General features: G+C 61.1%; 38 protein-coding genes. 8 read left to right on the top strand and 30 right to left on the bottom strand.

Going from position 1 to position 22220, the window contains the following annotated elements; genetic code table 11:
• From NFG57_RS11305 to NFG57_RS11240, 14 genes are all read right to left on the bottom strand, one after another.
• Complete coding sequence (locus NFG57_RS11305) at nucleotides 1-915, bottom strand: phage tail tube protein (RefSeq protein ID WP_348814342.1); 915 nt, start codon at nucleotides 913-915, stop codon at nucleotides 1-3.
• 61 nt (nucleotides 916-976) lie between these two features.
• Nucleotides 977-1375, bottom strand: a complete 399-nt coding sequence (locus tag NFG57_RS11300; RefSeq protein ID WP_222568913.1) for a phage tail terminator-like protein — start codon at nucleotides 1373-1375, stop codon at nucleotides 977-979.
• A gap of 2 nt (nucleotides 1376-1377) precedes the next feature.
• A complete protein-coding gene (locus NFG57_RS11295) occupies nucleotides 1378-1791 on the bottom strand; it encodes a hypothetical protein (RefSeq protein WP_222568914.1) in 414 nt (137 codons plus the stop codon).
• 55 nt (nucleotides 1792-1846) lie between these two features.
• Nucleotides 1847-2227 carry a hypothetical protein gene (locus NFG57_RS11290; protein WP_108448752.1) on the bottom strand — a complete coding sequence of 127 codons (381 nt, stop codon included), beginning with the start codon at nucleotides 2225-2227 and terminating at the stop codon, nucleotides 1847-1849.
• Between the two features lie 57 nt (nucleotides 2228-2284).
• Entirely contained in the window at nucleotides 2285-2668 is a 384-nt protein-coding gene (locus NFG57_RS11285) for a hypothetical protein (RefSeq protein ID WP_222568915.1), read from the bottom strand.
• Entirely contained in the window at nucleotides 2668-3042 is a 375-nt protein-coding gene (locus NFG57_RS11280; RefSeq protein ID WP_348814341.1) for a DnaT-like ssDNA-binding protein, read from the bottom strand. Before NFG57_RS11280 ends, NFG57_RS11285 begins: the two co-directional genes overlap by 1 nt.
• A gap of 3 nt (nucleotides 3043-3045) precedes the next feature.
• Nucleotides 3046-3399, bottom strand: coding sequence for a hypothetical protein (locus tag NFG57_RS11275; RefSeq protein WP_045994875.1), 354 nt, complete (start codon nucleotides 3397-3399; stop codon nucleotides 3046-3048).
• A 53-nt stretch (nucleotides 3400-3452) separates the two neighbouring features.
• A complete protein-coding gene (locus tag NFG57_RS11270; protein ID WP_348814340.1) occupies nucleotides 3453-4412 on the bottom strand; it encodes a major capsid protein in 960 nt (319 codons plus the stop codon).
• A gap of 11 nt (nucleotides 4413-4423) precedes the next feature.
• Nucleotides 4424-5149, bottom strand: a complete 726-nt coding sequence (locus NFG57_RS11265) for a hypothetical protein (protein ID WP_045994880.1) — start codon at nucleotides 5147-5149, stop codon at nucleotides 4424-4426.
• Nucleotides 5150-5244: 95 nt separating this feature from the next.
• Nucleotides 5245-5397: a hypothetical protein gene (locus NFG57_RS11260; RefSeq protein WP_157033133.1), complete on the bottom strand. Its 153-nt coding sequence runs from the start codon at nucleotides 5395-5397 to the stop codon at nucleotides 5245-5247.
• A gap of 14 nt (nucleotides 5398-5411) precedes the next feature.
• Entirely contained in the window at nucleotides 5412-6572 is a 1161-nt protein-coding gene (locus NFG57_RS11255) for a phage minor head protein (protein WP_348814339.1), read from the bottom strand.
• The gene (locus NFG57_RS11250; RefSeq protein ID WP_348814338.1) at nucleotides 6565-7947 is read right to left on the bottom strand and encodes a DUF4055 domain-containing protein; all 1383 of its coding nucleotides are present in this window, start codon (nucleotides 7945-7947) and stop codon (nucleotides 6565-6567) included. Before NFG57_RS11250 ends, NFG57_RS11255 begins: the two co-directional genes overlap by 8 nt.
• A gap of 1 nt (nucleotide 7948) precedes the next feature.
• Complete coding sequence (locus NFG57_RS11245) at nucleotides 7949-9274, bottom strand: terminase family protein (RefSeq protein ID WP_348814337.1); 1326 nt, start codon at nucleotides 9272-9274, stop codon at nucleotides 7949-7951.
• Nucleotides 9237-9695 carry a hypothetical protein gene (locus tag NFG57_RS11240; protein WP_222516476.1) on the bottom strand — a complete coding sequence of 153 codons (459 nt, stop codon included), beginning with the start codon at nucleotides 9693-9695 and terminating at the stop codon, nucleotides 9237-9239. The genes NFG57_RS11245 and NFG57_RS11240 overlap by 38 nt, the downstream gene beginning before the upstream one ends.
• Before the next feature lie 36 nt (nucleotides 9696-9731).
• Here NFG57_RS11240 and NFG57_RS11235 point away from each other — a divergent pair, with 36 nt between their 5' ends.
• Nucleotides 9732-10016 carry a hypothetical protein gene (locus NFG57_RS11235; protein WP_348814336.1) on the top strand — a complete coding sequence of 95 codons (285 nt, stop codon included), beginning with the start codon at nucleotides 9732-9734 and terminating at the stop codon, nucleotides 10014-10016.
• Nucleotides 10017-10144: 128 nt separating this feature from the next.
• On the opposite strand, the gene NFG57_RS11230 is transcribed toward NFG57_RS11235, so the two are convergent.
• Complete coding sequence (locus tag NFG57_RS11230; protein WP_348814335.1) at nucleotides 10145-10411, bottom strand: hypothetical protein; 267 nt, start codon at nucleotides 10409-10411, stop codon at nucleotides 10145-10147.
• A 478-nt stretch (nucleotides 10412-10889) separates the two neighbouring features.
• Here NFG57_RS11230 and NFG57_RS11225 point away from each other — a divergent pair, with 478 nt between their 5' ends.
• Nucleotides 10890-11036: a hypothetical protein gene (locus NFG57_RS11225; protein WP_222568922.1), complete on the top strand. Its 147-nt coding sequence runs from the start codon at nucleotides 10890-10892 to the stop codon at nucleotides 11034-11036.
• Between the two features lie 13 nt (nucleotides 11037-11049).
• On the opposite strand, the gene NFG57_RS11220 is transcribed toward NFG57_RS11225, so the two are convergent.
• From NFG57_RS11220 to NFG57_RS11150, 15 genes are all read right to left on the bottom strand, one after another.
• Nucleotides 11050-11631: a 3TM-type holin gene (locus NFG57_RS11220; protein WP_348816177.1), complete on the bottom strand. Its 582-nt coding sequence runs from the start codon at nucleotides 11629-11631 to the stop codon at nucleotides 11050-11052.
• Entirely contained in the window at nucleotides 11631-11879 is a 249-nt protein-coding gene (locus NFG57_RS11215) for a hypothetical protein (protein WP_306168818.1), read from the bottom strand. Before NFG57_RS11215 ends, NFG57_RS11220 begins: the two co-directional genes overlap by 1 nt.
• A 103-nt stretch (nucleotides 11880-11982) precedes the next feature.
• Complete coding sequence (locus NFG57_RS11210; RefSeq protein WP_348814334.1) at nucleotides 11983-12486, bottom strand: lysozyme; 504 nt, start codon at nucleotides 12484-12486, stop codon at nucleotides 11983-11985.
• A 269-nt stretch (nucleotides 12487-12755) separates the two neighbouring features.
• A complete protein-coding gene (locus tag NFG57_RS11205; RefSeq protein ID WP_289105741.1) occupies nucleotides 12756-13688 on the bottom strand; it encodes a sensor domain-containing diguanylate cyclase in 933 nt (310 codons plus the stop codon).
• 318 nt (nucleotides 13689-14006) lie between these two features.
• Nucleotides 14007-14621, bottom strand: a complete 615-nt coding sequence (locus NFG57_RS11200) for a hypothetical protein (protein WP_289105743.1) — start codon at nucleotides 14619-14621, stop codon at nucleotides 14007-14009.
• 231 nt (nucleotides 14622-14852) lie between these two features.
• Complete coding sequence (locus NFG57_RS11195) at nucleotides 14853-15275, bottom strand: hypothetical protein (protein WP_348814333.1); 423 nt, start codon at nucleotides 15273-15275, stop codon at nucleotides 14853-14855.
• Nucleotides 15268-15705, bottom strand: coding sequence for a DUF968 domain-containing protein (locus NFG57_RS11190; protein WP_348814332.1), 438 nt, complete (start codon nucleotides 15703-15705; stop codon nucleotides 15268-15270). The genes NFG57_RS11195 and NFG57_RS11190 overlap by 8 nt, the downstream gene beginning before the upstream one ends.
• Nucleotides 15702-15851 (bottom strand): hypothetical protein, encoded by a 150-nt coding sequence (locus NFG57_RS11185; RefSeq protein ID WP_348814331.1) that lies wholly within the window; start codon nucleotides 15849-15851, stop codon nucleotides 15702-15704. The genes NFG57_RS11190 and NFG57_RS11185 overlap by 4 nt, the downstream gene beginning before the upstream one ends.
• Complete coding sequence (locus NFG57_RS11180; RefSeq protein ID WP_289105072.1) at nucleotides 15848-16294, bottom strand: recombination protein NinB; 447 nt, start codon at nucleotides 16292-16294, stop codon at nucleotides 15848-15850. The genes NFG57_RS11185 and NFG57_RS11180 overlap by 4 nt, the downstream gene beginning before the upstream one ends.
• Nucleotides 16291-16521, bottom strand: a complete 231-nt coding sequence (locus NFG57_RS11175) for a hypothetical protein (RefSeq protein WP_108133147.1) — start codon at nucleotides 16519-16521, stop codon at nucleotides 16291-16293. Before NFG57_RS11175 ends, NFG57_RS11180 begins: the two co-directional genes overlap by 4 nt.
• A complete protein-coding gene (locus NFG57_RS11170; RefSeq protein WP_348814330.1) occupies nucleotides 16518-17081 on the bottom strand; it encodes a hypothetical protein in 564 nt (187 codons plus the stop codon). Before NFG57_RS11170 ends, NFG57_RS11175 begins: the two co-directional genes overlap by 4 nt.
• Nucleotides 17078-17683, bottom strand: a complete 606-nt coding sequence (locus NFG57_RS11165) for a hypothetical protein (protein WP_348814329.1) — start codon at nucleotides 17681-17683, stop codon at nucleotides 17078-17080. The genes NFG57_RS11170 and NFG57_RS11165 overlap by 4 nt, the downstream gene beginning before the upstream one ends.
• Nucleotides 17574-18680, bottom strand: coding sequence for a replication protein (locus NFG57_RS11160; RefSeq protein WP_348814328.1), 1107 nt, complete (start codon nucleotides 18678-18680; stop codon nucleotides 17574-17576). Before NFG57_RS11160 ends, NFG57_RS11165 begins: the two co-directional genes overlap by 110 nt.
• 69 nt (nucleotides 18681-18749) lie before the next feature.
• Complete coding sequence (locus tag NFG57_RS11155; protein WP_348814327.1) at nucleotides 18750-19196, bottom strand: phage regulatory CII family protein; 447 nt, start codon at nucleotides 19194-19196, stop codon at nucleotides 18750-18752.
• A 67-nt stretch (nucleotides 19197-19263) separates the two neighbouring features.
• Entirely contained in the window at nucleotides 19264-19440 is a 177-nt protein-coding gene (locus tag NFG57_RS11150; RefSeq protein ID WP_108133153.1) for a Cro/CI family transcriptional regulator, read from the bottom strand.
• Nucleotides 19441-19453: 13 nt separating this feature from the next.
• On the opposite strand from NFG57_RS11150, the gene NFG57_RS11145 reads away from it, so the two are divergent.
• The 6 genes from NFG57_RS11145 to NFG57_RS11120 all read left to right on the top strand — a co-directional run bounded on the left by NFG57_RS11145 (nucleotide 19454) and on the right by NFG57_RS11120 (nucleotide 22174).
• A complete protein-coding gene (locus NFG57_RS11145) occupies nucleotides 19454-20224 on the top strand; it encodes a helix-turn-helix transcriptional regulator (protein ID WP_181248704.1) in 771 nt (256 codons plus the stop codon).
• 298 nt (nucleotides 20225-20522) lie between these two features.
• Nucleotides 20523-20801, top strand: coding sequence for a hypothetical protein (locus NFG57_RS11140; protein WP_348814326.1), 279 nt, complete (start codon nucleotides 20523-20525; stop codon nucleotides 20799-20801).
• 448 nt (nucleotides 20802-21249) lie between these two features.
• A complete protein-coding gene (locus NFG57_RS11135) occupies nucleotides 21250-21432 on the top strand; it encodes a hypothetical protein (RefSeq protein WP_348814325.1) in 183 nt (60 codons plus the stop codon).
• Nucleotides 21433-21517: 85 nt separating this feature from the next.
• A complete protein-coding gene (locus NFG57_RS11130; RefSeq protein ID WP_348814324.1) occupies nucleotides 21518-21769 on the top strand; it encodes a hypothetical protein in 252 nt (83 codons plus the stop codon).
• Nucleotides 21766-22017, top strand: a complete 252-nt coding sequence (locus NFG57_RS11125; protein WP_348814323.1) for a hypothetical protein — start codon at nucleotides 21766-21768, stop codon at nucleotides 22015-22017. Before NFG57_RS11130 ends, NFG57_RS11125 begins: the two co-directional genes overlap by 4 nt.
• 10 nt (nucleotides 22018-22027) lie before the next feature.
• A complete protein-coding gene (locus NFG57_RS11120) occupies nucleotides 22028-22174 on the top strand; it encodes a hypothetical protein (protein ID WP_289105172.1) in 147 nt (48 codons plus the stop codon).
• The last annotated feature ends 46 nt before the right edge of the window (nucleotides 22175-22220 follow it).

The raw sequence follows: 22220 nt of genomic DNA, 5'->3' as shown, positions 1-22220 counted from the left end.
TTATACCAGCACGCGGGTGACTTTGATGGGAGTGTTCTTGGCGGTGTAGTTGAGCGACACCTGGACGATGTCCTCATTGCCACCGTCCGGCAGCTCGCCGTCGATCTCGATTTCTGGCAAGTCGAAGGTGTAGCTGTTGCCGGCGGCATCGGTCAGAGGGAAGTACACGCCGATAGCCTCGCGGGTCAGCATCTTCTTCCATTGCTTCCAGGCCGCCTTGCTCCAGGCCATGGTGAGCGAGCCGGAGACGTTGGCCGATGTGGCAATCAGGGCGCCGGGACCGGCCTTGCCGAGGCAGCGTTGGGTTTGCAACGTGTTGTCGATGGACATGGACAGGGCGCTGATACAGGCCTCGCCGGCCAAGGTGGAGCCGTCGACCAGAATGTCGCCAACACTGGTGGCGGAGCCCATCGCCACGGTGGTTGTCTGAGGATTCACGGTGCCAGCAGCGGTCGGGTCGGTCTCGCCGTCCTCATAGCCGAGGCCCATGCCGGTGAAGCTGCAGGTCACCTTGCCTTCTTCGGGGATGTCGAGCTGCATGGCACCGATGTGCACGCCCTTGAAGGTTGAGTAGACGCCGATGTCTTTGAACGCCTTCACGATGGTGAAGGTGTGGCGGTCAGCACCAATCTCCAGCACATCAGTGGCCCAGGTGCCGTAGAAGGCTGCCTCGAGCAGCTTGTCGAACGTGCCCGCGCTCATCTCGCCAGCCAGGTCGCCGGAGTAGTCGAGGCTGGTGATGATGCTGCCGCCCTGCATGCGCGTCTCACGTTTCTCGGCAGAGACCTCGGTGGAGACGTTGGGCGTCAGGGTATTGCCGGCGAGGCGCAGAGTGTCCCAGGTCGCCGGATCGGGCGTTTCCCCGGGCGTGGACTCGGGAGCGAGGTAGGTTGCGATCTGAGAACCTGAGCTCATGATTTTCTCCAGGCATGAAAAAAGCCGCTCAAGGCGGCTCGGAGGTGGGCGGTGGGGCGGTTTAGCCGACGCGGAAGGGCGTCGATACGTTCAGTTGATACCAGCCGTCAGAGGGGCCCGCGCGCTGCACTGACGAGGCGAGCGTCTCAAGGTGCCCGGTACGCCAGAACTGCAGGTGCGCAGCCAGGGCGTCGGCGATCTGGTACGCCTGCCGGCTGCCCTGATTGTCCTTGGTGAACACCTGGCACATGATCAGCCCGGGGCGGCGAACGCAGGGTTCGGAGCCGAGACCAGCGACGAAGCTGTCGCCGTGCTGGATGGTCAGCCGCACCCAGGGCTCCTGGTTGGCGATGGCCGCATCTACGTTCGGTCCGCTGGGGGCGCCGTCATAGGCCACGGGCACGCCATCCCACGCCACCATGCGCGACTCGATAGCGATGCGGATCTCGTCGAATCCCATGATCAGCCCCCATACTTTTCGCGCAGAGTGTTGGCCGCCACGGCATAGACACCTTCGCCGGCCTGGTCAGAACTGCCGACTTCGATGCGCTCGGCATATGGGAGGTTGTTCTGGATATAGATCACCGTGAACGGGACGTGCATGGGCGCGATCTTCGCGGCCTCGCGATTGAAGGTCTCGTTATCCATGCCGCCTTTGGGCGGCTGCGAGGCGCCCGCAGATTCGTCGAAGCTGGTGTCAGGGCTGCCCACAGAGACCCGGTGATTGCCTCGAAAAGCGCCAGAGTCAACGGGAGAGCCAAGGATTACCATCTGCAAGGCTTCGGTAGCCACGCGCTTCTGCATGTCGGTCAGGTCGCGCTCTACCTGCCGAGCGAAACCGGAAAGTGATTTGGACCATCCCTTGCGCGTCGTCATTTTTTCTCCAGGCGTAAAAAACCCAGCACGTCGGCTGGGCAAGTAGCGGCAGGCCCTAGCGTGATCGTAAGCCACCGTAAGGTTCCAAAGCTTGCTGTAAGTCCTCAATGAGGGCCACGCCAACTCCCTCCGTTCTGCGTAGCTCCTGGTGGGATAGCTTCACGGCTTGAGCAACGGTGGATATGCCAAAGTGACGGAGGAAAGACTTGGTCTTTGCGCGCTTGACGAGATCGTGAACGTTGATAGCGGACCATTCCTGCTCTTTGTGAGCCAACTCCCGCTCTTTCAACATCTCCGCCGCGATGCTGTACGCGGTTCTTGCAATCGCTGCCCGATGCCGGGTGTCGGAGCTGAGAAGCTCTACGCCCTCGGCCGTGACCAGAGACTTCATCGCCTCAACGGCAAATTGATCCAGCAACTCGTTGTCATCGCTCATTCTGTAACCGCCAGGTAGAGGTGGTGCAGCTATTGTAGCTGATTGTTCCAATTCAGTTTACGGTCTCCTGAGTTGAATCGTCCAGGTGGCCTTGGCGGGGTCCTGCCCAACGTTGACCACCAGCATGCCGTTGATGGTGTCATTGATCTTGGGTGTGGCCGGGGCATGGTCAGCGTCCATGATCAGCTCATTCTGGAGCACGCCAGATAGCTCTACGTCAGTGCGCAGAATGTGCTGATTGTCGATCTCGGCGGTGGAGTAGTCGCCGAACACGCCGCGCCCGGTGTAGGTCACGCTCGTCTCGGGATAGGTTCCCTCGATAGGGTCGAACTCGCCCGAAACGACAGTGCGGGAGCCAGTGAAGGGCCGCACGGCGTCACTCAGCTTGCCGTCGAACGCCTTGGGCACCTTGGCGTTGATCTTATCCTGGATGTAGCCCATCACAACCTCTTGAGGATGGTGACCCCGTTGGTCTTCGGAAGGTACGGGGCCAGCAGGTCGGAGATCATCGACAGCGCGCCGGTCTGCGCCTGGGCGCCGTCCTGGTACTCGGTCTCCACCTCGACGGTGTCGGCCCTGACCCGCTCGCGCTTCAGGGCGCCGTCGATGTCGGCGTAGAGCCGGCCATTCGCCGCCTCCTGGGCCAGCAGGGCGCCGGCCATGACCACGTCATCGTCGACAGGATCGGCGAGCCGGGCCCGCTTGGCGGTGAGCCAGGTGTTGGCCTCCAGCACGGCGCGCGTCTTGTCGCCCGAGCCTTCCCAGCCGGCGCCCAGTTTGGTGTCGACATCGTCAACGGTGACGTAGGTGGCCATGGGTTACTCCTGCCCGTCTTCGTCCTGGCTGCCGGACTCGATCTCGGCCATCCGCTGCTCCAGGGTCTCGGTCTTGGTGTTGGCGCCGGGGCGCTTGCCAGTGGCGTGCTCGATGGCGTCCATCAGTTCGGCGCGGCGGGCCCGCTCGTCGGACTCGGCATCGTCCGGACGCGGTTCTTCGGCGCCGATCACCTCGACCTCGATGCCGGCGGCCTCGTAGGCGGCGACCACGTCGGGGTGATGGCCCTCGACGGTGACGCTGGTGGCGGCCTTGTCGGCGCCGGCGAAGAAGCGGGGATTGCGGTACTGCCGCCCGGGCTCGAAGCCGCGGCGGCGCGTGGTGTAGATCAGGTGCATGGCTGACTCCTATCAGCAGGTCAGCGGGCGACCCGCAGGCCGCCCGCCAGGCATTACAGGCTAGTTACTACGACGCCTGCGGTATCCTTCACGTCGCTGGCGATCTGCGACCAGTTCCCGCCGGTGCCGATGGTGGCGTCGTCGGGCGACTTGGTGCCGCCATAGGAGTAACCCTTGAGGCCGAGGTTGTAGGTGTACTCGGCCTGGAAGATCCGGCGGATGTTCTCGTCGCCGGTCTTCTCCTCGACGGTGGCGTAGTAGTCGTTGTTGTCCTCGACAACCGCGGCGCCTTCGGCCAGACCAAGGGTGTGGTAGTGGTCGGTGCCAGCACCGCCACCATCGGCCTCGTACAGCGCAGGAGAGTCGGTCATCACGAACCGGCGGCCGAACCCATCCTGGGTGACGCGCACGGTGCCGAATTCGAACAGCTGATTGCCGTTGGTCAGGGCGCCGTCGAACAGGTCGGTCATCGGCTTGGAGTGGAGCACCCAGACCATGATGTCCATCATGCGATCGCCGAACTTGCCGGCGCCCTTGTTGAGGGCGTTCAGATTCAGAGTGCCAGCGGTGGCGTCGTGCGCCACGGCGGAGTTGCCGATCATCGCGGTCTGCAGGGCCAGAATAGCGGTGTTCACCTCATCGGCGATGACGCCTCGAGCGACCTGCTCGCCGATCACCACACCGGCCTCTTCGGGCTGACGCTGGATCCACTGAAACTGCTGCGGCTGGAACTCCACCGGGGAGGTGCCGCCGGCGATCTTCACCGCCACATGGTCCATCTGGGCCAGAGTGGTCGGGGTGACGGCGCCGGTGCCGTAGGCGTTGCGACGACGCATCAGGTTGGCGATGGCCTTGTAGGAGGCCTCGTGAGCGAAATCGCCCACGTTGCCCGCCTGCTGGAGCTGCAGAGCACCGCCGGTGGCGGCGTTGAACAGTTCGATCTGCTGGCGGATGGTCTCGGTGGCTGCCGAGTACAGGAAGTCGTTGAAGACTTTCATATCAGAGAGTGCCATAGGGCGCTACCTCATTGGTTTTGCTTGCGTTTCAGGATTTCCACCTTTTCGGCGGTAGACTTCGCGTCCTTCCACGCCCTTGGCGCTGAGGAACCACCTCCGCCACCCGGCGCCCCTGACCCCTTGGGCTGCGGGAACCAGTGCGGAGCTTTCTCTCGCATGGACTCAAGCCATGCGGAAGGGGTGAGAGGCTTGCCGTCTGCATCCAGACCGGCCTCCTCTCGGGGCACAACGTTGCCCTCGTCATCGACTTCGAACAGCGAACTTGCGCGGTAGACTGCGTCTTGAACAGCCGAGTCCACGATGCCGACTTCGGCGGCCGCAGTTCGGATCTCGTCGCTCATGACCCGGCCGCGGAACTTGTCGGCGAACGCCTTGGCGCTCTCTGCGGTCTGCTGAGCCTCGCTCAGCTGGCGGTCATAGCCTTCCCGCATCCGCTCTGTGCGCTTGTTCAGCACCTCGTCGAGCTTGCCGTCGGCGATCAGCTGGGCCTCCTCGTTCTCGGCCAGCTGCTGCTCGAGCCTGCGGGCCCGCTCGGGGTCCAGCCCCTCGAATTGCTTGAGCTGAGACTTGAGCGTTTTCTGTGATTCGAGCAGTTGGTCGCGCTTTGACTTGAGGCCGCTGACCTCGCTGTTGAGCGCTTCCTCATGTTTGGCGTCCAGCGCCTCCTTGAGAGCCTTGGCCTTGTCTTCTTCCAGCTCGATGCCGAGTTCAGAGAAGTCGATTTCCAGTGGCATGGTGTTGTGCTCCTTGAGCGCGTTGAGGCCGCCCGCCTGGCGAGCAGCCATTAAAAAACCCCGCTCAATGGCGGGGCTTTGAATAAAATTGTTGGTCAGTCTTCGAAATCGCCTAGGCGGCGTCGAACCTCGAAAGAGAGGTTCCAGCAGAGGCGGGCCTGGAGTTGGTCGGCGAGCGTTCCGCTGCCGGACTGCAGCAGGCGCCACAGTCGCCACCAGGTGATGAAATCGGGATCGGCTGGGGTCATGCTGTCAGCCTACCTCATGCCGCCTCGCCAAACACCTCGGCGAATGTCTCGCGGTCGCGTGCTCTCAACTCGTCCAGCGTGTACTCGCGTTGCCGAGGATCGGTGAATCGGTCCAGGCTGTAGCCGCCCTCTTTGTAGAGGCGGTAGCGCCGGTCTCCCAGCCATTCGCGCTGATACCGGGCGCTCTGGCTCGCGAACCAGTCGGCGTATGTGGTGCCTGCGCTAACCTGACCAACCTCAAGGCCGGCAGCTTCGCGCTGCTTCTTGGTCATGTTGCCGATGCTGCGGAACTTGGCCTGGTCGTCGCGCCCCTTGACCTTAAGGGCGCGCACGTAGGGCCGCTGGCCCATGATGTCGCCGTCGAGGGAGGGCGCCAGGCTGCATCGGCATCGGTGATGAAGCGGCGGTTCCGGGTGTGGCTCGTCGATCTTCCAGCGCCGACCGTCTAGCGGGGCGCAGCGGCGACAGGTCCGGCCCTCAAGCTGAGCCACCCATACCACATGCGTGACGCCTAGGGCGATGTAGGTCTCCCGGTAGGCCTCGTTGCTCATGTGCTGCCGGGCCGTGCGAACCACGTTGTCGACGTTGTTGCGTGTCGTCTGCAGCACGCCGTCGCGGTACTTGAGCGCCGGTGTCCCGCGCAGGGCCCGGATGATTTGGCTGTTGCTCTGGCCCTCGCTGACGCCTTGGCGGATGGTGCTGTAGACCCGGTTGCGGGTGGCTGGCCCGATGTCGGCCAGCATGTCCTCGACGAACTCCCCCATCACCGGTCGGGAGAGAGCGGCCGATGCCACAGCAGGAGCCGGCGGGATCTCGCCCTCTACCGCCTGGGCGATGAGGTCGCGGACGTATCCCGCCTCCTGATCGGCTAGGGCCGCCAGCTCCTTGAGACTCATGGACTTGATGCGCTCGCCAAGCGTCGAGACCCAGCGGTCGATTGCGTCGCGCAACCCCTTGAGCCGAGTCGTGTGGTAGCGGCCCCGGGCGAACGCCTGGAGCTCGGCAGGCGTCAGGTTGTCGAGGCGCTCGCCGATCTCCCGGGGAAGCTCGGCGCTCATTTCGTCGATGATCGCCAGCGCCTTATTGACGTGCGCTGTGCCGGTGCGGTGCAGGTATGAGACATGCTGCGCCAGAGCGGTGACGATCCGGCGCTGTGCGTCCTCACGATCACTCATCGTCGGTTACCTGACCATCGAGCAGGGCCAACAGGTCCTGGTCGGCGAGATTGGTGACCCCGGCCTTGCGCAACGACTCGAACAGCACCGCCTGCGGCACCTCGTCGGCCAGGCGCAGATCGCGAACGATGCCCATCATTGCGGCATCGATCTCGGCCTTGGTGAATTCGGGCTCGACCTTGAACGCGATGGCATCGATGTCGGCCTGCGGCAGGTTCAGCCAGCGGCCGAAGTAGCGAAGCAGCTGCTCAATGCCCTCGGCCGCGGTAACCACGACGCTGTACAGGCTGGTGTGTTGATCGCTCTGGCGGGCCTTGCGGGCCTCGCCGGACTCGTCGGCCCCTGCATCAATCACTCTGGCCCCAGCCTCCAACGCGGTGTTTCGCTGGTCCTGCATCGCTGTGCGGTTGGCCTCGATGCCAGCACCCTGGAATTCCAGATACCCGACCTTGCCGTCCTTGCCCACATTCCAGGCGGCCATGGGGCCGCTGACACTGAATTGCTCGTCCTCGCCCAGGTCCGCGGCGATCCAGGGTTGGGGATGCGAGGTGTAGTGGAGGCTAGTGTAGTAGTCTGCCGAGAGTTGGTAGCTCTTGAGCGCCGCCTTCGCCATGGTCAGCAGAGGAATCTCGTCGGTGTCGGCGTTGTTGTCGGTGCTGCCCAAGAAGACCAGGGGGATGAAGTCGAGCGGCGCCTGGTTAGTGCCCGGCATGTCTTCCTCGCCGACTGCTTCGCCATGCTCATCCAGCAGACGCACCCGGTATCGACCCTCGTTGAGGTCGAGCACTCGGTAGCGGGCCTCACTGTCGTGACTGAACTCGTCACCCTGATGCACGGCCTCGCGCAGCACGCTCAGCACCAGGTCGCGGCGTCCGTCGACATCAGCCTCGCGCCAGTTGATGGCGTCGAGAGCGCCGTAGGCGGCTACGTAGGGGCGGCCGCCGCCATCCCAGTCTGCGAGCAGCGGCTGCCGGCCGTAGGCCAGCAAGTCCCGCACGGCGCGCAGGAACAGTGTCTTGAGCGGGAAGCCGTCGGCCGTGGCCTCGTCCTGAAGGGAGGCTAGGGAGGTCGGTAGGTTTATCTCGGGTTCCTGGCGAGACACAAGCCCCATCATCGTGCGCAGTGAGTCCTTCACCCACAGCGGGTATTGGGCGCGCCGCTTATAGGACTGGTAGATCTCCCGGGCCTCGTCGAGCGACAGCATCGCGCTTTTGTCGGTTTTCGCCTGGTGCTCGAGGGCCAGCTGACCGCTGGTCTTCGGCAGGTAGCCGATGCCAGCACCCTTGATAGCGCCTTCCCCTTCGATGCTGTCGCGCATCAGCTCCCAATCGGTGAGCTTGTCGTCGTATTGGGGGTGTGTCGTGGTGACAGGCATATCAGGCGAGTCCTCGAATGCGTTTCATGCCGACCTTCGGCTTGTTGACCAAGTAATCCTTCACAATGAAGTACCCGGCAGCGTCGTTGGGGTGATCCTTGTCGTTCTCTTTGTCAGGTTCGCCTTGTTTGTTCCATGCCTGCTGCTCTAACGCGTCGGTATAAGCTGGGCATGCATAGGGGTTTACCTTGTAGCGGCGCTCGCCCTTGGCGTTGCAAAACGCCGCATTCATCGAATTGACGCGGTCCTTGACCGGTGGGTTGCTGGCGTTCACCACCACCCGAAAGCCGGCGTCACGCAATTGAGCAATGTCCGTTGTCGACGCATTCACTGACCGGCGCGAGTCGCCCGAGGCGTCGGGGTATACGTGGATTTCGCAGGTCTTGATGTAATCGTCGCCGTCATAGCGCCAATAGCGCTCTTTGATGCGGCGGATCATGTCGGGGGTGTCGTGCCCCCCTATGATTTCGTCCACCGCACGAGGATCGCCGTCACGTTTCACATGGGTCACCGCCGCCATCTTGCCGACGTTGAAGTCCATGCCGATAAACAGCGGTTCGCCCTGCTGCACGGTGTCCATGCAAGCATTCAGCGCCCGATCGAACTGACGGTAGACCGTGCCAGTGGTCAGGTTGACGAATAGGCCACGCAGGTAGGCATCGATCAGCTGCGGCGGATAGGCCTCCAGCAGAGCGTCGATGTAGTCATCTGGCAGGTTCGCCTCGTTGTCATAGGTAGATGCCTGAACCAGACCGTAGCGTTGGGCCATAGACGGCTTATCACGCAACGCTTTGACGAACTGCTGGTGGACGAACTTGAACCCCTCGGGCGTCGTCGTCACGTCGATGCCGTTCTTGAGCCCGTCGACCTTGTAGCGCATCCGCGCCATGATCTTACGCCAGGCCATTTCGGCCTTGGCAGTAGCCATCAGGTCGAGTTCGTCAACCAGGGCATGCCCGATCTTAAAGCCGACGATGCTGCCCGGCTTATCCATCGAGCGGCATATCACTGTGGAGCGGTACTGCCGGCCGCTATACAGGTGGACCTCGCGGTTTGCCTCTCGCACCTCCGCGCGCAAGGCAAGCGAGTGTGCGACCTCCTCGATGGTCGGGTAGAAGATGTCCCGGATCTGAGGATAGGTCGGGGCGAAGTACCCCATGTTGATGCGCGGGTGCTGCCAAGCATGGGCGCCGATCCCGCTACAGCCGACCCAGGTCTTTCCAGAGCCAAAGCCGGCAACATAGGCCCGGAACTTCTGCTGCATCGCCAGGAACTGACCTTGCGGGCGATTAAGCGTCGCCTCGGTTTCGATCGGGGTCGCTGGCATCCTGCACCTTGAAGACGACGTTGACCGGTTGAGGCGCGTCGTCCTGTCCGTCTGGTTCGGGTTTGTTGCGCCACCTGTCTGGCTTGCGGTTGTTCAGCCATATGGCGGCGGCGGTAGTGTCAGGCGGGTAGTGCTTAGTCGTCTGGTGGGTGACGATCTCGCCCTGGTTGTTGAACACTTTCTCCTCGGGGTGGCTGTATCCGAGAGCTCTCTCATAGAGGCGAGTGGCTACCTCCGCATCTGCCATCACCTTTCCGCTTTTTATGGACTCCGAAAACCCCTTGTGATTGAGCTTCCACTTATTGATAGTGGATTCTGCCACTCCGAAAAAGTCAGCGAGTTCTGCGTCCGTGGCGCCCAGCAAGCACAGCTTGCGGGCCTGCTCGGCGAACTCCGCTTTGTACTTGGTGGGTCTGGCCATTATTGATATCCAAAATTTTATTAGGCAGGAGGCAAAATGGCCCAGTTAGCTTTTAAGCAAATAAAATTGCCAAACGAACAAGCGCCTGATATTCCGCAAAATTTTTCTCTCCCCGTTGCTGAGATACTCGGCTTCACATACGACGAAGGTTCTACAGCTGGCTATATCCACTACCGGTACATCGATGATTCGGCTAAACAGCTTTATTCCTTCGTCGTGAGACGGGCAGATAGCAAAGCATCTATGGTCGGTGAAGAGTTGATGGGCTCTTTTTACTTCGGGCGAGAAGGAGTTCCATACCTTGTGTTTCGAACGAGATGAAGAGCGATGCTCCGATTTCGTCACCATCGCATAGAGGCCGCCTGAGAGTCGTCGGCGGCTACGGAGTGCAGTGCTTCACAGCGTCCGCCCTTGGTAGGTGGGGACGACCTCCGGGTGCTGCAGGGTGTTCAGTCAGGCGTGAACACGACTTCGTTCATCTGCTCGTCAGTCATGCCTTCGGCTACACGGATGTTCTCGTCCTGGCTAAGGGCATGCGTCATGACCATCACTGTGTCGAGCAGGTCGCGGCGATCCCAGTGGCCTCGCTCGTCCACAGCGTCGTTCTTCCAGCAGTGGGTGAATCGATCACCAGGCACCGCCCGATCCTGCGGTCGGTTGTAGCCCACGCAGAGGAATGAGCCACCACAGTCGGAAATCTGGTTCGACAGCGGCATGCAGTCGTCTCGTCCTCTCGGGCATTCAGGGCATTGCATCCATCACCTCATCTTGATCACGTGTGAACCTGCGGGATCCTCACCGATCTCGAACGATAGTGACTTGCTCTTAGCCGCGGTCGTAAAGTAGAAAGCGTTGATAGATCGATGATAGGCGTCTTGCCACCGGATCGTTCAGCGACTACTCTGTTGCCGCTTTAGTCCACCATCAGGAGCGGTCGCGGTGAACAAGTATTTAGTCGAGAGCTACTTAACCCCTACGCGCCGTCAAGTGAGGTGGGCGGTGGTGAAGCTATCTCGACACTACAATGAGGAGTCCCGCGAGGTTGTTTCGCGGCATGTGGATGAGGCAGAAGCCCGTGCCGAAGCAGCAGCTCTATCGTTCGATTTGCAGCCTGTCACCTAGGCTATCCTTGTGGCTGCCCCCCTTTGATTGCGAGGTAGCTCCACAATGCCTGCTAGATTTCAGGTTCGCTCAGTGCTCACTGACCCCGACAGCACTAAGGTCGATTACTGGCAGGTGGTCGATACGCACTTAAACGACGACGTCATTGCTTCTTACCACGACTGCGAAGCAGCTGAACGAGAAGCCGAAAAACTCAACCGCGATAGCGAGGCTGACTGAATAGCTGTCGGGCTCACTTTGTTCTGATTGCATCCATGAACGTGCGGGGCTGCTGCCCACGCTCGAGCGCCTTGTTTACGGTGCGCTGGCGGACGTTGATGCCCAGGGCGGCACCCATGGTCACGAATAGCCAGATCAGCATGCCAGTGAACTCGGGATCACCCACGACCGCGGGGTCGATCACTATGGTGTAGGCCATAACGGCGGACAGGGTGCCCAAGGAGAAAGCGAACACCCAGCCCAGGGCAGGGCGCCAACCGCTCTTGAACCAGCCCTCGTGCTCCAGCTCGGCGCGCATGGTGCGCTGTGTCTCGGTCAGTCGAGCCGTCTGCTCGGCGGCAGCGGCCTTCTCAGCCTCGAGGCGCATAGCCTCCAGTGCCTGACGATGCTCGTTGTTGAGGCGGACCAGCTCAGCACGCTTGGCAGGGTCCTGAGTCGCTGCCACCAGTGCAGCAGGATCGTTCTCGATACCCAGCGCAGAAGTGACCATAAGGGCGGCACCAGTTGCAGCACCACCCACAGCAGGACCGCCAAGCGCAGTAGCGACAGCCGGCGCGTACTTGGCGACTTCTTCAACGGCAGATCTCCAGTTCATCACCGGTTCTCCAGGCGCGACACCCGGGCACCCAGGGCATCGATGCGGCTGTTGATCTGATCGCGGTACATGGCCGCGTCGTTGATCGTCATGTAGTCGTTGCCGACCTCTCGCAGATCAGCACGAAGCTGTTCCGTCAGGGCGATCAGTTGACTGATGCGCTCGTCCTGGCGAGCTGATGTCTCGATCAGGGTCAGGGTGGTGTTGCCTGACCAGGCGAGTAGGCCGACGACGAGGGCTAAGAGCACGGTTTGCACGTGCCTCTCGAGAATAGGCTTGGCCTTCAAGGCAGTATCGGGACTCGTTTCAGACATCCCGCCTCCTGGGTGGGCCTGCGTAAACAATACGGGTTTACGGCTTCGAGACTCTTACGGTCTCATCAAGCCAGTGAAACTGGACGCTTTCAGGCGTCAGGAAAAGATCGCGCTCAGCCTTGCGGCGCCGGGTGAGGCCAGCCAGTATGAGGCCGCCGGCCTTGTTCCAGCGCGGCAGCTCGTCAGCGGCTCCACGGTAGTCGCTGGTATTCAGCTTGCGCCGCAGGGTAGAGCGCCCCAGGGCACCGGGGCCGACGTTGTAGGTGAACGAGACCAGAGCGTCGAACTGGTTCTGGTTGAGCGGCACGGCCACCAGGCGCTCGACGTCGTCCTCGAACCGGGCAACGTCATAGCGGAGTAGGGCGAACGCCTCATCCTCGGTGATAGTGTCGCCGGGCTGTACGCGGGAACCATCGGGGTACCGGGTCGTGCCCAGGCCGATGGTCCAGGGATGGCCGCCGGTACCGGGGTCGGGGTACGCCTCAAGCTCGAGGCCCTCGAACTCGGCGACCAGGTTCAGTCCGCGCTGGCTGGTCTTCATGGCGGCACCTCGGGGAATAAAACAGCCCGCAGGAACGGGCAAAGACACCAGGTGGCGGCGTCATCACGGGAAAGGGTGCCGCCCGACCAGGGCGAGGGAAGGCTCGCAGGGCGGCATAACGAACTACGCCCCGGCGGGAGGCCAGGGCGCAGGAAAGAACAAGTCTGCCTGAACTAACGGATCGAGTATCAAGGACGGTATGCGGTTACTAACTTCGAGGGATCATTGAGTCGTGCAACAGCCTGCTGCGCCGAATGAAGAGTTTAGAATCACACCTCATTCGAGGAGTAGACCTCCACGCGATCTCGCCCGTTTCTTTTAGCTTGATACATAGCAATATCAGCTTCTCTTAATAGTCGGGAGAGGCTCGAAGCTTCCTGTCCATTCGTGCCAGAAATTCCAAAGCTTGCAGTGACAGTAATGGAAAAATCTTTGTAATTAATAGGTGAGCTTTTGAGATTTTTTCGTAACCTGTCAGCCAATAATAAAGCTTCGTCTGTAGACGCCCCAGGCACCGCAAGGGAAAATTCTTCGCCTCCAAAACGACAAATGATGTCTGACGATCGCGTTAGACTTTTTAGGCGTTGAGCAGCAGCATGCAAGACATGGTCTCCTGCTAGGTGACCATAGGTATCATTAACAGCCTTGAAGCTATCCAGATCAATCATTACTAGAGAAAACGGGGCATTATCACCACTGGATGTAAGTACGTTGTCGCACTCAGCTAGAAAGGATCGGCGATTAGGAAGATGGGTCAACTCATCCTGTAATGCGAGCCTTTGTGCAGCCTTTTTAGATACACGAAGCTTCTCCTCAAGGTCCTTCTGCGCAGTAATGTCGATGGCTATTTCGATGCGAACCAGTCGGCCGTCAGGCCACACGGTTGCAATATCTCGGCATTGATACCACCGGTTATCTCTAGTGTTTCTAAACTCCCACACAACTGGATCTAGCGAGGGTTTGTTCCCTGGCGCTATCAGAGAATTTGTGCAGAAATTGCACGGACCGACTTGGTCTTGTTGTAAATATTGCCAACACTTTTTACCTAAAGGCTCTCCAAATTTACTTTGGAGTGCTTTGTTGACGAAGATAAGTTCGTGGGTATCTAGATCGCTGACGTAAATGAGCGCATCAAGACTCTGGAAAATGCAGCGTATCTCGTTCTCGCTGAGCTGATCTTCGTTTTTTGCAGATTCCCGCATGGCTCATCCCGGCATCAGTCTCTTTGACTTCTGTCTATATTGTACAACTTTCTTAACATTCGTATTAGATTTTCGTGAAGAATGCAGAATAGTGTCGAGCTGGTGTATTGGCCAAGAGTACAATTCCCGTGGCCTTCGGTATGAGGCAGAAGTATGTCGTTGTTTGAGCGGCCTGAATAGCTAAGCTATCGTGCAGCTTAGTGAAATACGAAAAAACCCCGCCGGAGAGGGCGAGGCTTTGATATGTGCTAGCTGTTTGGTCGTACGCCGTCCAGCTTACAGATAACGTACAGCATCGGGGCTAAGAAATCCAGCACTTTATGCAGCCTTCCTGATATTTCTCACCATATCGCCGATCGTCTCGCTGATTGGCTCCATGGCTTCGCCCTCCCAGTGGTTGATCGACGCCTGGATCACGGACCACACCGGCATCCAGTCTTGGTGCCACTTCCTGGTGGTGATCGCCACGCCGTACCACTCGGCCATCGTGGCGCCGATGCGCTCAGGGCCCCATGCCGGCTGCTCGTTCGACAGATTGCGCTGCCGCTCCAGTAGGGCGACGTGGATCAGGTAGTGCACGCGCTCTTTCTTCGCGGGGCGCCAGGCTCGACCATCGCCCCAGTTCGGAATGCTGGCGATCACCTTGCCCTCGACGGCTTCTACAGCGTCATCCAGATAGGCGTTTGCCTGCTCGGTCGAGGGATGGCACAGCACATGCCCGATTGCAGCCAGGGTGGGCTGCTCACGCTCCAGACGGCAGATGCGGGCGTAGACCGGCCCGTACTCAATGCCGTGGGCAGCGCCGGTACCGCCCTTCTTGGTGAACTGCACGCCGCCACCGCTTTCCAGTTCCTCGAGGATGGGGCCCATCTGAGAGCGAACACCGGTGTCGAGTGCCATGGCCCATGCCAGTTTCGGATCAGTCGTAATCATGCCGCGCTCTCCCGTTTTGCTCGTGCCTTGGCTTCGTTCGCCGTGCTGTGTTCGCTGATGCTTTGAAACCCTCGCCAGAGGGTGTAGCGGTCGACGCCGCTGTGAGTCGTCTTGCAGATCACGAATTCGCCGCTTTGGATCGAGTAGGCGCTTTTCCGTGACCACTTCACGACCGGCGCCTCGGGTCGTTGTGGTAGCGCCGATCTGGCGGACGCTCGCTCTGCTTGTCGCTCATACCGCCTCCACTGGGATGATCTCTACCCAGGTGCCGGTCTCGCTCTTACGGTCGATCTCTGGCGGCTCCATGATGATGCGGCGGACGTACTCGCCCCGGTCGTCGGGCAGAACGCCCGCAGCCACCAGGGCATCCTCCACGTGCTTCACGTTGGCGGAATAGTTGGATGTATCCCTCGTGCGCTGCCCCTTTCCTAGTCGCGGCTGGAACACCAGGTCGACCATGCCGTTGATCGGCTTTATGCCCGCGCAAGCTGCTTTGGCCGCCCAGGCTGCGTCTTTGACTTCCCGGCTGCGGGCGAACCGGTTCTGGCGCAGAGCCACATTGGTGCTGCTGGCGAGGTACGGCACGAAGATGCGCACGCGATCGGAGACCGATTCCTCATGACGGAGCAGGGCGTTGTCGATGTGGTCAGCCATGGGCATCCTCCTTGGCGGCGATGAACTCGAGGGCGTCGGCCAGGGCGCCGACGATGGGCTCGTCAGTGAAGTGGTCGAGGCCACGGTTTATGGTGTCGATCAGCCACCCTGGCTGTCGGGCCTGCATCTCGGGGCTGGCATGGATCGCTTGATGGCACTCCCGGCAGACGGGCATGGCGAAGCTGTCCGGCGCTGTGGTGCCCATGCCAGACAGGCCCCAGTGCAGCCCGATACAGTGATGGGCGTCCGTGGCAGCCCCGCCGCACGCACAGCAGGGCAGGGACCGGACGAACGCCAGGTAACGCTCACTACGCCACCGGGTGTCGCTCGACGCCTTCTGCGGCTTTCTGCGGGCTTTCTGCATGGGCTTGCGGGCCATCGGCGCCCGGTTGCGGATCGGTGTCTTCCGCTGGAGGGCTGAGCGCTTCATGAATCCCTCCTGTCGATCTGCTCGAGAAAGCTGCGCATCTCCTCGCGGGCCCGGCGGTTCTCCTCACGCTGCGCCCAAGCCAGGGCTGCGCAGGCGCCGAGGCAGGACACGATGGCGAAGGCGAATAGGGCGAATGTCGGGGTCATGCGGCGGCCTCCCGGTATTCATCGAGCACACGCAGGGCGGGATCGCTCCACTGGACGCCGTGATCGGCCCCGAAGGCGTCGATCAGGGTCAGCAGGTCGGCGAAACGCTGCTTGGTCATCTTCGAGGTGCGGCCGCCGATCATGACGAAGCCGCCTTCCAGTCCCGGCACCACGTCCTGGCGCTCCAGGGCAGCGCTGAAGATGTCCTTCCAGGCATCCTTGGAAAGGTACCGGCCATACCACTCAACCTGCCGGCTGACGTCGGACAGCACGGCCCACAGACGGCGGTTCTGGTCGAGGCTGCGCTGGTTTTTGGGCCGGCGAAGCACCAGCTCGACAGGGCCTGCTTCCAGGCCCCGGCCAGCCATTCGGGCCGCCATCTGGATGACGCCGCCCAGGTCCCGCAGGGTGGCGATCTGGTAGGTCAGCTCTTTGCTGCTCATACCACCTCCTCGCGGTACGCTTTGTCGTAGCTCCAGGAGGGCGTGATGATCTCCAGGGCGCTTTGAGGGCGGCCCTTGACGCGGCGGACGCGAAACTTGCCCTCTCCGCATGAGAAAACGCCGTATCGCCTCCCGCTGATCTCGGCACGGTTCACAGCCATGTGCACGGCGTGCGCTGGGCAGTCAGTCATGGTTGATCGGTAGTTGCACTTGATGGCGGCGTTCATGCGGCGGCCCTCCTGCGCATGCTCATGATCAGGGAGCGGCGACGCTTGGTGTTCTCCCTGGCCCAACGGCGGTAGTTAGGGCCCAGCACGCCGATCTGCTTGTGGACCCACGAATTGCTGACCTCGTAGCCGATGGCATTGAGGTAGGCGGTGCACTCCGAGCAGTTCATGCCCTTGAAGTCGATGCAGTCGCCCAGGATGTCGTGGATCTCGGCCACCAGGGCTGCGTCTTTCCGGCGAAAGGCCCCGACCCGCTCTGGGTTGCACAGCCCCATGTCGGCGGCCTTGCCCCGCACCGAAATGCGGGAGCGCCCCAGTTTGTCGGCTGCCTGTTGGTAGGTGGCACCGCTGGCAATGATCTGCTCGAGCCTGTCCAGCTCCTGGCGTGTCCAGGGTTGGCGGGGGCCGGCCTGGCGAGTCAGGCCCAAGTCCCACGCCTTGTGGTTGACAGAGCTCTTGGTCCGGCCAAGCTCCTCGGCGATGGCTCGGTGGGTAACGCCTTCGGCCAGGCGCTGGCGAAGGGTGGTCAACTCGGCCTCGGTCCAGATGCGTCCGCTCATGCATCACCCCCTTCGGCGAGAATCCCTTTGATTCGAGCGATGGTTTCTTCGGTGCTCTTCGGCGGCTCTTCGCCACGGGTTCGCCAGAAATCCTCCGCCTCCTGCTGAGCCTTTCGCTCACTGGCCTCTTGGGCCTTGCGGATATCGCTTTTCATCTCATCGCTTTCGAGAAGGGCTACCCGGTCATCCAGCTCGCCGCCTTCGAGGAGTCGATTGCACAGCGCCTCGTACTCGGCAAAGAACACCTTGCGCAGCCGGTATCGCTCGCCTTCGCTGGAGCAGTGGCGAAGATCCCACGAGCCGGTGGCAGTGGTGGCGTCCATGACGGCCTGGTGGCTCCAGTGGTGCTCCATAATCCGGCCTGCATAGGTGCAAGCCTCGCGGAAGGCGATCTCGGGTTCCGGCAGCCCGAAGTCTTTCAGGCTCGGTTTGAAGATTCGGCAGAGCTCAGCGATGGATGGCGGCCAGTTCCCGCCCTCGAGCTTGATTTCTTCAATAGCCATGTCGAGCGATTCCATCGTCGGCAGTGATGACCACCTCGCCATTGAAAATCCGAGCTCCCGCTTGGCCAGTTGAAGCATCTCGTTCGTCGAGAACGACATCCGCCAGGTCCTCGGAAAAATCGCCTCCAGCCGAGTAAACGCCCGATTCACCAACGCCTGAATCTCCTCCTTGCGCTTCTCCTTCGTCGAACAGGCCTTCCGCCCAGGAGGTGTCGTAGGGGTCTGCGAGGCTCGCTGCGACACGATCCTGCTCTGCGCGACGGTTGCCAGCTGAGATGCGGTTTTCATGACGAGACTCCTTGAGCTTCTTGACCTGGATTTCGAGCTGGTCCCACTTGGCGCGCAGCTTGGCGGGGCTGAGGATGACGCCTGACCAGAACTGGTGTTGGGCAGTCCAGGTGATCAGGAAACGGATTTGTTCGACGGTGCGCTCGTCACGGGTTCGCATCAGGCGAAACTCGTTTGCCCAGGAGCTCATGTTCGGACGCTTGGGGTTGGTCAGGTCGGCACTGATGGCGGCGAACATTTGCTCGGCCATCTCGTGGTCAACGGGGTCACCCCATTTCTTCGGCGAGGATTTCTTCGAGGACTTTCTAGAACCTTTAGGTTCTAGAGTGTCTGTAGTGTCTGTATTTGTGTCCCCATCTTGGGGACGTTTTTCGTCCCCATTTTGGGGTCGGAGTCCCCAAGTTGGATCAGGCTTCCGTTTTGGGGACACCCGGGACTTTTGAGCCGAGAAATCCCACTCGCTGGTGCGGGTATTGATACCGATCGGTGCCTGCGAGCCGCCATCGCGACGAAGAACCTTCTTGACCAACAGGCCGTTCACGGTTTCGCTGCAACGCTTGGTCGTCAGGCCGGTCATCTTGGCCAGTACGCTTTGCGAGAGACGCGTAGAGGAGCGGTCCCACCCGAAGGTGGCGCGCTCTACTGCACGAACGACGCGGGCCTCTCTGCTCGTCAATGGCGCCTTGCAAAGCGCCTCGACGATAGCGTTGGCAGTGCGGACATATCCGTCTTCCAACTGCGCACCTCGCTTTTCCCTGGGCGCCTCGGGCGCGCTTGGGAACTGGAATATCTGAGCGGTATCTGTCATGATTCACCTATCACCTTGAGTCAGTGATGAAGCCCCGTTCTGGTTGGTCGCCGGCGGGGCTTCGTTGCATCAGGCCTTCGCCAGTCTCGGCTCGGCCATTTCCTCCAGCTCCGCCTCAAGCGAGGTCAGAGCGTCAATCTCAGCGCGCACCGCCTTGCGGATCTCCTTGCGCTCCTGAGCACTGATTCGGCTGTCTGCCAGCGCGTCACGCACTGTTTGCGCCACTGTGCCGGCTGCGACCTGATGGTTGATCACCAGATCGAACAGGGTGGCGTCGTCGTCGCGAGCGCCTTTCTGAATCGCCACCATCCCCATCTGATCGAGAAGCGGCTGCACCAGGCGTGCATCGCGAGCAAAGCGGATCAGCTGGAAGTACTTGCTCAGTGACAGCGGGCGCCCGTTGTTTGGGTTGAGCTGTGCGGACAGGCAGTTGTAGGTCATGCCTAAATCCCCAGCGAGGCGCTCCAGCCCGTATTCCTTGGCCACTTCCTGAATCGATGCTGTGAATTTATCCATGTGTTGAACTCTGCTCTGTTCTCGATCCTGTCGGCGGTGACAGGGCGGGGTTAATCTATGGGTGTGGTTAAGCGGCACTGGGCCGGGCCTTCAACTTCCCCTTGCTCAACCGCTCAATCTGGTACTGGCGGAGAGTAGGAACGTCCTCACCCCACTGGGTGATCGCTGAGGGGGAAACTCCGATGGCTCGAGCCAGGTCGATCTTCTTGCCGCCGAAATACTTGATTGCGTCTGCGGTAGTCATGGGGACCTCCTGTATGCAGCAATTTAAGCATGCTGAAGTGCTTTCCGCAAGCATACTGAAAGGCGATGGGTTTAAGCTCGCTAAAATGAACATCAGCGACCGAATCCGTCAGGCCATCGAGCACAGCGGGCAATCCAAGAGCGCGATTGCCAAGCGATGCCAGGTCAGCCCGTCCGCCGTCACCCAGTGGCTGAGCGGCGAAACCAAGGCGCCAAAAGCCGAGAAGCTGCTGAAGCTCGCTCGCGCTACGGGCGTGTCCTATACCTGGCTCGTCGAGGGGAAGGGGCTGATGCATGGGCGCCCGAAGGATGAGCTGGAGTTCCATGAAACCGAGATCGTCGAGGACGATGCGCCCTTGGCGTCCGACGAGATCGAGATCCCGTTCTTCAGGGAGGTGGAGATGGCTGCCGGAGACGGCCGCACCCAGGTCATTGAAAACCATGGGCAGTACATGAAGTTCAGTCTGGCGCGCCTGGCTCGAGCCGGTGTCCAGCCCCATAATGCGGCCTGCGCCACGCTTACCGGCACGTCAATGGAACCGGTGATCATGGATGGCTCGCCCATCGGCATCGATAAAGGCACCACACACATTGTTGATGGCCAGATATACGCCCTGGATCACGGGGGTATGCTGCGAGTGAAGCGACTGTACCGCGCGCCGCTCAACCGAATGCGCGTGGTGAGCGACAACCAGATCGAGTATCCAGAAGAGACGTACAGCATCAGCGACCCCGACGCGCCAAAAATCATTGGCCGGGTCTTCTGGTGGGAAGTCTTCGCATAAACCTTTAACAGCACTGAAAAATTGCCCGCCCTGAGCGGGCTTTTTTGCGCCTTGTGTTTCAGTAAACTGAAATTTCTTTAAGCATTCTGCTTGACGATTCATTTCAGCATGCTTAAATTGGGAGGCGTGGACAGGGCAGCAGCCCACCACCCGAGCTACCGGATGTAGCCGACCCGGAGACCCAGCGAAGTCGGAGCTGGCGAGGCGAGGCCCCAACAGAGGGCGAGCCGCGACCCTAAAGGGTTATCCACCAGCCTTCTCGCCGAGAGGGCTGACGGATGACAACGGGAGAGTCGAGATGCACATCACCGAAGACATGATCACCCCGCACCACCTGCTCGCCGCCGAGCGCTGGATCAGCGAGAACGGCATGCCGGAGACCGATGCGGAAATGGCCCGGATGGGTCGGGAAGTGGCGCAAGAGGCGCAGCGGGTCGTCGAGCACATGGCGTGCAAGGCCTTCGAAGCGCTGGATGCCCATAAGGAAGACAGGAAGGCGGGCGTCGAGACGCTGGCTGGAATGCAGGGCCGGGAGTTCATGCAGGACATCTACAGCGAGCTGCGCCGCAGGGCGTGACAACGGAGCCTACGGGCGAGGGGGAGTGATGAGTTGCTGGTCGAAACCTGAGTTGGAAAACATGCTCGAGGATGTCGTAAACGAGCTTGATCTATCTGACAGCATGATTGAGAAGCACGGCCCACTGGGAACTCCGCCCGCCGAACTTGTGCGCCTAGTGCTGGAAAGGAAGGATCAGGAGATAGATGCGCTAAGGAGAGGAGTAAGGGTGATCTACACCGAATGAGAACCAGCCCCGCATGAGGCCATCATGCCGCGATCCACCGCGATAGAGAGGCCCAGCGCCCCGCCCCGGGCCAGAGTACGGGGCCATCGAAGTGGCGGTTGAGAAGGCCGGGAGCGCCCAGCCGTCCCTGAAAGGGCAGCCGCCAGCTCGATGCACCCGCATCACCATCTGTTCCCTGCATTTGCCCGCCACCGTGCGGGCTTTTTAATTCCAGGAGGTCGCATGACCGCAGACACAGCACGCCGTCGCCTCGGGCTGCGGCCTCTCATCGGCGAGCAATGGGCCGACAAGATCATCACGAGCGAGCACCGCAAGCGGTGGTTGCGCAAAGAGCGCTGGCAGCGTCGCAAGGCCATGGCGGCCCAGAGTGTGACGCCGCCGATCGAGATTTGGAGGGCGGTATGAGCCCTGATCACTGCTGGGTCGCGGTGGCGGCCCTTCTCTACTCCCTGGCATTCATCGGCGCTGTGATAAGCAGCAGGAGGTAGGTATGTGCACGAGCGGATGGAGCAAGCACAGCCGCGACATCGAAGCCTTGCGGGAAGCTGGCAAAGAGCCTGGAGCGTACCCGGTCGATGACGCGATCAAAGAGGCTCTGATGGCTGACCAGCTATCGATGGACGGTTTGATCATGGCCGTTGCCGAGGTGTTTCTTAGCAACGGTTATCGGGGCGGCTCGGAGGTCAATAGAGCGATCGAGATCGCCCTGGACCAGCACTACCGGAGGAGGGCGGCGGCATGACGTTCATGACCACAGTTGCCGGTATTCCGTGCCGGTGCCGGGTGACGTTCTACAGCCCTGGGGCGCCGATGCGCACCACCGGCTGGGGATACGGCGATTGCGATCCCGACGAGTCGGAGGAGTTCGAGTTCGACATCCTCGACCGCCGCGGTTTTCCGGCGGCATGGCTCGAGCGGAAATTGACCGACGACGACTACGACCGGCTGCTCGAGCAGCACCGCAGAGAGCGGGGCGCCTGGGCGGCATGAGGAGGAAAGCATGCGAGCACTGATCTTGATCACCGCCCTGGCCTTGGCCGGCTGTAGCAGCCAGCCGATCGACCGGGAATTCGGACATCGCCACGGCTACGACGCCATGCGGTCGATGATCCAGTCCACCGGAACGATCCATCACGGGGTTGACTGACGAGAAGCCCCAGCCGATGGCGGTCGGACTGGGGCGGATACCAACA

This window comes from Halomonas sp. H10-59 (assembly GCF_040070555.1).
Lineage (GTDB): Bacteria > Pseudomonadota > Gammaproteobacteria > Pseudomonadales > Halomonadaceae > Halomonas > Halomonas litopenaei.
This window is presented reverse-complemented; position numbering and strand designations above follow the sequence as displayed.